Annotated in this window: 1 protein-coding gene; it reads left to right on the plus strand. The window is 32.2% G+C overall.

Annotated elements, in window-relative coordinates:
• Positions 1–360: IS200/IS605 family transposase (tnpA, locus tag DDE80_RS14810; RefSeq protein ID WP_108308666.1), on the plus strand; the 360-nt coding region annotated here is incomplete at its 5' end.
• Positions 361–385 lie beyond the last annotated feature (25 nt).

The following is a 385-nucleotide window of genomic DNA, read 5'->3' on the forward strand; positions in this document are numbered from 1 at the left end:
CATTATCATCTTGTACTGGTTGTGAAATATCGGATACAAGTTTTTGACAATGAATTATCTGATTTTGCAAAAGAAATGTTCATTAAGATTGGAAGTAAATACAACATTTCTTTAGTGGAATGGAATCATGATAAAGATCATATCCATATCTTATTCAAAGCACATCCAAACTCTGAATTATCAAAGTTCATCAATGCTTATAAGAGTGCAAGCTCTCGATTGATAAAGAGAGACTTCCCACATATTAGAAAAAAACTATGGAAAGAAATGTTCTGGTCAAGAAGCTTCTGCCTACTTACAGCAGGCGGTGCGCCAATAGATACCATCAAAAAATATATTGAAAATCAAGGTAAAAAGTGAGGTGAATTGATATGACTAAACAAAA

The organism is Metalysinibacillus jejuensis, assembly GCF_003057615.1.
Classification (GTDB): Bacteria; Bacillota; Bacilli; order Bacillales_A; family Planococcaceae; genus Metalysinibacillus; species Metalysinibacillus jejuensis.